This is a genomic window from Longimycelium tulufanense (assembly GCF_014645795.1).
Taxonomy (GTDB): Bacteria; Actinomycetota; Actinomycetes; order Mycobacteriales; family Pseudonocardiaceae; genus Longimycelium; species Longimycelium tulufanense.
Genome location: NZ_BMMK01000014.1, coordinates 157752 through 166183 on the forward strand (window position 1 = coordinate 157752; position 8432 = coordinate 166183).

Consider the following 8432-nt stretch of genomic DNA (forward strand, 5'->3'; position numbering starts at 1 on the left):
TCGATAGAGCGTAAGAAGCTTTCCCTGTCAAGGAAATCCGCCCGCGAACGATCCGCGGAAGCGAACCGCCCGGGCCGATGAGTCGGCCCGGGCGGTTCGCGGGCGGAGTGCGATTCAGATACCCGTCGGGTGCCAGACGGTCTTGGTCTCCAGGAAGGCGCGCAGCCGGGAGATGTCGGGCTGGCGCGCCCAGTCCGGCTCGGTGACGGGCGCGCGCAGGACGCGCTTGACCGTGTCCGCGGCGGAACGCTCCAGATCCGCGCGCAGTTCCCCGGGCGCGCCGGCGAGGTCGAGCGCGTTGACGTCGGAGTGCGACGCCAGCCACGGTGCCAGCTCGGCGGTCCGCCCGGTGAGCACGTTGACGACACCGCCCGGCACGTCCGAGGTGGCCAGCACCTCGGCCAGCGTGATCGCCGGCAGCGGCCGCTCCTCGCTGGCCAGCACCACGCAGGTGTTGCCGGTGGCGATCACCGGCGCGACCACGCTGACCAGGCCGAGCAACGCCGACGACTGCGGCGCGAGCACGCCCACCACCCCCGTCGGCTCCGGGACGCTGAAGCAGAAGTACGGCCCGGAGACGGGGTTCGCGGCACCGAGGACGGTCGCCACCTTGTCGGTCCACCCCGCGTACCAGACCCAACGGTCAATGGCGGCGTCGACCGCGACCTGCGCCCGTTTGGCCGGAATCCCCTCGGCCGCGGTCACTTCCGCGACGAACTCCTCGCGCCGCGCCTCCAGCATCTCCGCCACCCGGTACAGCACCTGTCCCCGGTTGTGGGCGGTGGCACCGGACCACGGGGCGAACGCCTTGCGGGCGGCGGCCACCGCCTCCCGGACATCCTTGCGGGAGGCCTGTGCGGCGTTGGCCAAGAAGCGTCCCTTCCTGTCGGTCACCGGATACGAGCGGCCGGACTCCGAGCGCGGAAACGCCCCGCCGACGAAGAGCTTGTAGGTCTTGGCGACGGCAAGACGAGTGTCAGACATCGAGGTAAGCCTCCAGACCGGCGCGGCCACCCTCGCGGCCGAAGCCCGACTCCTGGTAGCCGCCGAACGGCGCGCTGGGGTCGAAACGGTTGAACGTGTTGGCCCACACCACGCCGGCCCGCATGCGCTCGGCCAGCCAGAAGATCCGGGAGCCCTTCTCCGTCCAGACCCCGGCGGACAGCCCGTACGGCGTGTTGTTGGCCTTGGTCACCGCCTCGGTCGGCGTGCGGAACGTCAGCACCGACAGCACCGGGCCGAAAATCTCCTCACGGGCGATACGCATCGCCTGGTGCACGTTGGAGAACACGGTTGGGGCGAAGAAGAAACCCTTCTCCGGCACCGGACACGGGCTGGTCCACCGCTCGGCACCCTCGGCGTCTCCGGAGGCGGTCAGCTCGCGGATCTTCTCCAGCTGCGCCTTGGAGTTGATGGCGCCGACGTCGGTGTTCTTGTCCAGCGGGTCGCCCAGCCGCAGCGTGGACACCCGGTACCGGAGCTTCTCCAGCAACTCGTCGGCAACCGACTCCTGCACCAGCAGCCGCGAACCGGCGCAGCAGACGTGCCCCTGGTTGAAGAAGATGCCGTTGACGATGCCCTCGACCGCCTGGTCCAGCGGAGCATCGTCGAACACCACGTTCGCGGCCTTGCCACCCAGCTCCAGCGTCAACCGCTTGCCGGTGCCGGCCAGCGAGCGCTGGATCTCCTTGCCCACCTCGGTGGAACCGGTGAACGCGACCTTGTCGATGCCGGAGTGCTGCACCAGCTGGGCGCCGACATCCCCGGCACCGGGCAGGATGTTGACCACGCCCGGTGGCAACTCGGCCTGCTGGAGGATCTCGGCCAGCACCAGGGCGGTCAGCGGCGTGGTCTCGGCCGGCTTGAGCACCAGGGTGTTACCGCACGCCAGTGCCGGCGCGATCTTCCACGCCGCCATCAGCAACGGGAAGTTCCAGGGGATCACCTGGCCCGCGACGCCCACCGGTCGCGGCTCCGGCCCGTAGCCGGCGTAGGCCAGCTTGTCCGCCCAGCCCGCGTGGTGGAAGAAGTGCGCCGCGGCGGTGGGAATGTCGACGTCGCGGGACTCCTTGATGGGCTTGCCGTTGTCCAGCGACTCCAGCACCGCCAGCTCACGGCTGCGCTCCTGGATCAGCCGCGCGATCCGGAACAGGTACTTGGCCCGCTCGGCGCCCGGCATCCGGCCCCACAACTCGTCGTATGCCTTGCGCGCCGCCGCGACCGCACGATCCACATCGGACGGAGCCGCGGTGGCGACCTCGGCAAGCACCTCCTCGGTCGCCGGGTTCACCGACTTCAACGGCTCGCCGGTGCCGTCGACGAACTCGCCGCCGACGAACATGCGGTAGTTCGGCTTGAGGTTCGCGATCTCGCGCGACTCCGGCGCCGGGGCGTACTCCCAGACGTTGTCGGTCATCGATTCCGCCTCCGAAACGGGCGCTGTGGGGGACTGCTGCGTGGTGGCGCCGGTCCGGCCGCCGGTTCCCTCGCTGGTTCCACTGGTTCCCACGTCAGTCCACCGTCACGTAGTCCGGGCCGCTGTAGTGGCCCTCGAGCTGGGTGCGTCGCTGCATGAGCAGGTCGTTGAGCAGGCTTGAGGCGCCGAACCGGAACCGGTCCGGGTGCAGCCACGCCGGGCCGGCCACCTCGTGCACCGCGACCAGGTAGCGGATCGCGTCCTTGGTGGTGCGGATACCGCCGGCCGGCTTGACCCCGCGGACCTGGCCGGTCTGCTCCCGCCAGTCGCGGACCGCCTGCAGCATCAGGTGCGTGACCGGCAGCGTCGCGGCCGGCGACACCTTGCCGGTGGAAGTCTTGATGAAGTCCGCGCCGGCCAGCAACGCCAGCCACGAGGCGCGCCGCACGTTGTCGTAGGTGGCCAGCTCACCGGTTTCCAGGATGACCTTCAGGTGCGCTTCACCACACGCCTGCCTGACCGCGACGATCTCGTCGAACACCTCGCCGTAGCGGCCGGACAGGAACGCGCCCCGGTCGATCACCATGTCGACCTCGGTCGCGCCGGCCGCCACCGCGTACCGGGTGTCGGCGAGCTTCACCCCGCGGGAGGCCCGGCCGGACGGGAAGGCGGTGGCCACGCTGGCGATGCCGATGTTGGTGCCGGCCAGCTCGGCGACGGCCACCTCGACCAGGTCCGGGTAGACGCACACCGCCGCGACCTGCGGCACCTCCGGCCGCTCCGGGTCTGGCCGGCGCGCCTTCGCACACAGCGAGCGCACCTTGCCCGGGGTGTCCGCACCCTCCAGGGTGGTCAGGTCGACCATGCGGATCGCCGTGTCGATCGCCCACAGCTTGGCGGCCTTCTTGATGCTGCGCGTCGCGAGGCCGGCGACCCGCTGCTCCAGCCCCACCTGGTCGACGCCGGGTAGGCCGTGCAGGAAGCGTCGCAACGCGGCGTCATCTCGGATGGTGTCGGCCAGGGAGGCGGGCAGCGCGGGACCCGCGCCGTCCGCCACCGTCGACACCGTTGTAGACGGGACACCCATAACGGTGAGTCTATGCCGTCTGCCTGCCCGTATCCGCCCCCGGCAGGGGTACGTCCCAGCTGCGCCGACGACGCGGAGTGACCAGGGGCCGGCACCACCGGGGCACGGTGGCGGTTACCGTCTTCGGCCATGGACGTGCTCCTCGTTGACCACCCGCTGGCCCGCGCGCGGCTGACGACCATGCGGGACGCCCGCACCGACTCGGCGGCGTTCCGCGCCGCGCTGCAGGAGCTGACGATGATGCTCATCTACGAGGCCACGCGGGAGGCACCGGTCGCGGTCGAGCGCGTCCACACCCCGGTGGCCCGCACCGACGGCTACCGACTGGCCAACCCGCCGCTGCTGGTGCCGGTGCTGCGGGCCGGGCTGGGCATGGCCGACCAGGCGCACAAGCTGATCCCGGACGCGCAGATGGGCTTCGTGGGACTCGCGCGGAACGAGGAAACGCTGCAGCCGACCCCGTACCTGGCGGCGTTGCCGAACGACCTGTCGGGCCGGCCGGTATTGGTGCTGGACCCGATGCTGGCCACCGGCGGCTCCCTGGCGTACACGATCAACCTGCTGGTGGAGCGGGGTGCCACCGACGTGACGGCGGTCGTGGCGCTGGCCGCGCCGGAGGGCCTGCGGCGGCTGGAGGAGTCCGGGCTGCCGGTGCGGGTGGTCACGGCCAGTGTCGACGAGCGACTCAACGACTCCGGGTTCATCGTGCCGGGCCTTGGCGACGCGGGCGACCGGCAGTATGGCGAGCCGGGTAAGTAGCCGGACCCGACTGCCGGCTGGAATGGATCGCCAAGAACGCCCTGTCTGGTGATCTGCTCTGGTCCAGCAGATCGCACCGAGTGCCGGGCCGCCCAGGAAGATCGTCGCCGTCGCCGCAACGGGAACCCGGCACAGGTGAGGTCTTGCCCTCGCACGGTCGAGTCCCGTCCGCGGAGGCGCGTCTACGTGGCCCTCCCGTGACCGCCACGTGACCGAGCGGAGTCGCCCGCTTATCGGCCGTGACGGCTATGGCCAGGTGGAATGCGGCCGAACGGGTGCGTTCGCTGGTCTAGACCTTGACCTTGGTCCCGGTTCGGAACACGCTGCGAAGAGCCTCGGGAAGGCACACGGCGGCGGCGGGTCTTCCCGAGGCTCTTCCTTTCCCTTGCTGCCCCACTGTTTCCGTGGCCGGGCGTGGCCCCTTGGTGCCGGGCTGCTCGCATCACAGTGGCGGGGCGTTCGAGTGCGCAATCCACGCCGGGATCCGGCCCATGCGGAGGCGCACGAGCCGGCACAGCTCGGCGCTGCCGCTCAATGCGCCGCCTTCGCACCGAACTTCCGTTTGCCCTACGGGACACTCCCCCGAAGCGCGGCGGAATCCCAGCCTGTCCGGCCCCGGGCAGCTTCGCGCCCGGGCCCGACTATCGGTGTGGGCGGGCCGGGTGACCAAATGGTCTAGACCTTGACGGGGCTGTGGCCTGCGGCACAGATTCCCTCTCACGCCGGGATCGGGCTCCCGGCATCCCCTGCACCGAAGGAGAACCCATGCCTCGTTGTCGATGGCAGTTACCCGTCGCGCTCGCGACGCTGCTCGTCGCGCTGGGCCTGACCGCCCCGGCACACGCCGGCGACGGTCTCACCGCCACCTTTACCAAGACCAGTGACTGGGGGACGGGCTACGAGGCCCGCTACACCATCAAGAACGGCTCACCCACCGCGATCGACGGCTGGACCGTCGAGTTCACCCTGCCTAGCGGCCACCGGATCTCCTCGCTCTGGGACGCCACCTACACCGTCTCCGGTCAGCAGGTGACCGTCCGGAACGCTTCCTGGAACGGTGCCGTGGCCAGCGGCGCCCAGGTCAGCTTCGGATTCGGGGTCGCCTACTCGGGCACCTACGCCGACCCCGGCGACTGCACCGTCAACGGCCGGCCATGCGACGGTTCCTCCGGCACGCCGGACACCGAATCCCCGACCGCGCCGGCCAACCTACGCAACACCGGTGCGACGTCGAACAGCATCACACTGGCCTGGGACGCGGCAAGCGACAACATCGGTGTCACCGCCTACGACGTCCTCCGCGGCGACACCAAGGCGGGCACGACTTCCCAGACCTCGTTCACCGTCACCGGCCTGGCGGCCGGAACCTCCTACACCTTCACGGTCAAGGCCCGCGACGCGGCAGGAAACACCTCGCCGGCAAGCAGTCCCGTTACCGCCAGCACCACCGAGGGCAACGGTGACCCGGGTCCCGGACCAGGTGGGCAGCGCAAAGTCGGCTACTTCACGCAATGGGGGATCTACGACCGCGGCTACTTCGTGAAGAACATCGACACCTCGGGCACCGCGGCGAAGCTGACCCACATCAACTACGCGTTCGGCAACGTTTCCGCCGACGGCAGGTGTTTCGAGGCGAACCAGCAGGGCGTCGGCGATGCATGGGCTGACTACCAGCGCCGGTTCAGCGCCGGGCAGACGGTCGACGGTGTCGCCGACCGGTACGACCAGCCACTGGCCGGGAACTTCAACCAGCTCAAGAAGCTGAAGGCCAAGCACCCGCACCTGAAGGTCAACTTCTCCCTCGGCGGGTGGACGTGGTCGAAGTACTTCTCCAATGCGGCGTTGACCGACGCCTCGCGCAAGGCGTTCGTGGCCAGCTGCATCGACCTGTTCATCAAGGGAAACCTGCCCCGCATCGGCGGCGAGCCGCAGGGCGGTCCGGGTTCGGCGGCCGGCGTGTTCGACGGGATCGACATCGACTGGGAGTGGCCGGGCTCGGAGGGCAACGCCGGCAACATCGTCCGCCCCGAGGACAGGCAGAACTTCACCCTCCTGCTGGCGGAGTTCCGACGTCAGCTCGACGCCTACGGCGCGGAGGTCGGCAGGAAGTACGAGTTGACCGCGTTCCTGCCGGCCGACCCCGCCAAGATCGAGGCCGGGTTCGAGGTGCCGAAGATCTTCTCCTACCTCGACTTCGCCACGGTGCAGGGCTACGACCTGCACGGCGCGTGGGAGAAGATCACCAACCACCAGTCCGCGCTCTACGTCCCCGAGGGCGACCCGTCGGAGCCGGAGCGGCGGTTCAGCGTGGACAAGGCGATCAGCACGTATGTCGACAAGGGTGCGCCCAAGGACGAGCTGGTGCTGGGTGTGCCCTTCTACGGTCGGGGCTGGACCGGTGTTCCGAACGTCAACGACGGCCTGTTCCAGCCCGCGTCCGGGCCGGCGCCCGGCCGTTGGGAGGACGGGTACGAGGACTACAAGCGGTTGAAGAACCTGGTCGGGCGGGGCTACACCGTGTACCGGGACACGATCGCCGGGCACGCGTGGCTCTTCGACGGCTCGACCTTCTGGACCTTCGACGACCCGACAGAGCTGACTCGCAAGACCAGCTACATCAAGAGCAAGGGACTGGGCGGCGCGATGATCTGGTCGCTCGACGGAGACACCGCGAACGGTGAGCTCATGAGCGCGATCCACAACGGACTGTCCCGATAGGACAGTTAAGGTTACGCAGTGGCCCCGGCTACGCCCGGGGCCACTGATGTTTCGTCGTCGTGTCAGCGCCGCCGCCAGCCGTCGACACCGGCCTGCAGCGCGCGGTGGTAGGTGGTCGCGAAGTCAACGTCGTCGGGCACGTTGCCGTTCAGCTCCAGCATCACGAGACCGTGCACGACCCCCCAGCAGGCCAGTGCGATCTGCTCGGGTGGCTCGTCGACGAGGCTGCCGTCGCGCACCCCGCGCCGGGCCGCGTCCAGCAGGGGCTCGAAGGTCGCGTCCGCCTCGCGGCAGGCCTGTTCGTCCGGGGTGAAGTCGGGGATGGGTCGGCCGAACATCACCTGGTACAGATGCGGGTCCGCCAGCGCGCTCGTCCGGTAGGCGCGACCGAGCCGGACGATGTCGTCGGCCGGGTCGTCGGACGGCGTGACCGCGGCGAGCCGGGCACCGAACCGGCGGAACGCCTCCCGGTGCAGCGCGGCCACCAGGCCCGGCTTGCCACCGAACAGCGAGTAGACCGCGCTGGTCGAGGTGCCCACCTCGGCCGCCAGCCGGCGCAGGCTGAGCGCGTCCGGGCCCCCGGTGGAGAGCAGCTCGCCCGCGCGGTCGAGCAGGCGGATCCGGAGCGCGTCGTCGTGGGTTCGCGGTCGTGGCACTTGACGAGCGTATCGCAACACTGTTTCATAACAGCGTTCGAAAATGATCTGGGGAGGGCACGATGCGCGTGGCCAAGGGGCGTTGGACGGCCGACATCGGCAGCGACGAGATGGTCGTCTTCCTCATCGGCATGCGGTTCAACCAGCTGTGGCGGGTCTGGCGGTGGCTGCCGACCTTCAACGCGATGCCGCCGATGCTGCGGCACCTGGAACAGACGCCGGAGTCCGGGCTGCTCGGCTGGCACGTGTGGTTCGGCCGGACGGTCCTCGTGCTGACCTACTGGCGCAGCGCCGAGCAGCTGATCGCGTTCGCCGGGAACCAGGACGCGCCCCACGCCCCGGCCTGGCGCGCGTTCAACCGCAGGATCGGGGACGACGGCTCCGTGGGCATCTGGCACGAGACCTACGTGGTGGGGCCGGGCAAGGCAGAGGCGGTCTACGTCAACATGCTCACCTTCGGCCTAGCCGCGGCGACCTCGCCGGTGCCGGTGACTCCCGAGAGGAACACCGCACGCCGTCGTCTCGCCGTGGCGCCGGACAACGGATCCTAGCCCCGCGGCGTGATCGTGTGCGGGAGCAGCCCGCTCTGCCCCTTGCCTGCAAGTCCTCACATGAGGGAACTCGCGATGTTCCGTGCTGGATGGGAGCTTGCGGTGAAAACACCGAATCAGTGGCCATCTGCGTCCACGCCGATGAACTGCGCCGATTCCACGTGGTGCCTGACGGGCAGGGGGAACACGTCATGGGTGAAGCTGCGTCTGCCTGGGACACGGCCGGTGCCTTGCTGTTGGTGCTC

7 protein-coding genes are annotated in these 8432 nt (G+C 69.7%); 3 read left to right on the plus strand and 4 right to left on the minus strand.

All coding sequences use genetic code 11. The features are described from left to right. Positions 1–114: 114 nt before the first annotated feature. The 3 genes from IEY55_RS16250 to deoC all read right to left on the minus strand — a co-directional run bounded on the left by IEY55_RS16250 (position 115) and on the right by deoC (position 3503). On the minus strand, positions 115–984 hold the full coding sequence (locus IEY55_RS16250; RefSeq protein WP_189058663.1) for an aldehyde dehydrogenase family protein: 870 nt from the start codon (positions 982–984) through the stop codon (positions 115–117). After that, a complete protein-coding gene (locus IEY55_RS16255; RefSeq protein WP_189058665.1) occupies positions 977–2416 on the minus strand; it encodes an aldehyde dehydrogenase family protein in 1440 nt (479 codons plus the stop codon). The genes IEY55_RS16250 and IEY55_RS16255 overlap by 8 nt, the downstream gene beginning before the upstream one ends. Before the next feature lie 94 nt (positions 2417–2510). After that, on the minus strand, positions 2511–3503 hold the full coding sequence (gene deoC / locus IEY55_RS16260) for a deoxyribose-phosphate aldolase (RefSeq protein ID WP_189058667.1): 993 nt from the start codon (positions 3501–3503) through the stop codon (positions 2511–2513). A gap of 129 nt (positions 3504–3632) precedes the next feature. Here deoC and upp point away from each other — a divergent pair, with 129 nt between their 5' ends. Together upp and IEY55_RS16270 are read left to right on the plus strand one after the other, a co-directional pair. Continuing rightward, positions 3633–4262: a uracil phosphoribosyltransferase gene (gene upp / locus IEY55_RS16265; protein WP_189058669.1), complete on the plus strand. Its 630-nt coding sequence runs from the start codon at positions 3633–3635 to the stop codon at positions 4260–4262. A 765-nt stretch (positions 4263–5027) separates the two neighbouring features. Beyond that, positions 5028–6980 carry a glycoside hydrolase family 18 chitinase gene (locus tag IEY55_RS16270; protein ID WP_189058671.1) on the plus strand — a complete coding sequence of 651 codons (1953 nt, stop codon included), beginning with the start codon at positions 5028–5030 and terminating at the stop codon, positions 6978–6980. A gap of 62 nt (positions 6981–7042) precedes the next feature. Here the strand turns inward: IEY55_RS16270 and IEY55_RS16275 are convergent, their stop codons facing one another. After that, positions 7043–7636 (minus strand): TetR/AcrR family transcriptional regulator, encoded by a 594-nt coding sequence (locus tag IEY55_RS16275; protein ID WP_189058673.1) that lies wholly within the window; start codon positions 7634–7636, stop codon positions 7043–7045. 62 nt (positions 7637–7698) lie between these two features. Here IEY55_RS16275 and IEY55_RS16280 point away from each other — a divergent pair, with 62 nt between their 5' ends. Further along, positions 7699–8187: a DUF4188 domain-containing protein gene (locus IEY55_RS16280; protein WP_189058674.1), complete on the plus strand. Its 489-nt coding sequence runs from the start codon at positions 7699–7701 to the stop codon at positions 8185–8187. Positions 8188–8432 lie beyond the last annotated feature (245 nt).

Bases quoted from the DNA above. Each gene is read 5' to 3' on its own strand.
- IEY55_RS16250 (WP_189058663.1), bottom strand. From the start codon at position 984: ATGTCTGACACTCGTCTTGCCGTCGCCAAGACCTACAAGCTCTTCGTC.
- IEY55_RS16255 (WP_189058665.1), bottom strand. From the start codon at position 2,416: ATGACCGACAACGTCTGGGAGTACGCCCCGGCGCCGGAGTCGCGCGAG.
- deoC (WP_189058667.1), bottom strand. From the start codon at position 3,503: ATGGGTGTCCCGTCTACAACGGTGTCGACGGTGGCGGACGGCGCGGGT.
- upp (WP_189058669.1), top strand. From the start codon at position 3,633: ATGGACGTGCTCCTCGTTGACCACCCGCTGGCCCGCGCGCGGCTGACG.
- IEY55_RS16270 (WP_189058671.1), top strand. From the start codon at position 5,028: ATGCCTCGTTGTCGATGGCAGTTACCCGTCGCGCTCGCGACGCTGCTC.
- IEY55_RS16280 (WP_189058674.1), top strand. From the start codon at position 7,699: ATGCGCGTGGCCAAGGGGCGTTGGACGGCCGACATCGGCAGCGACGAG.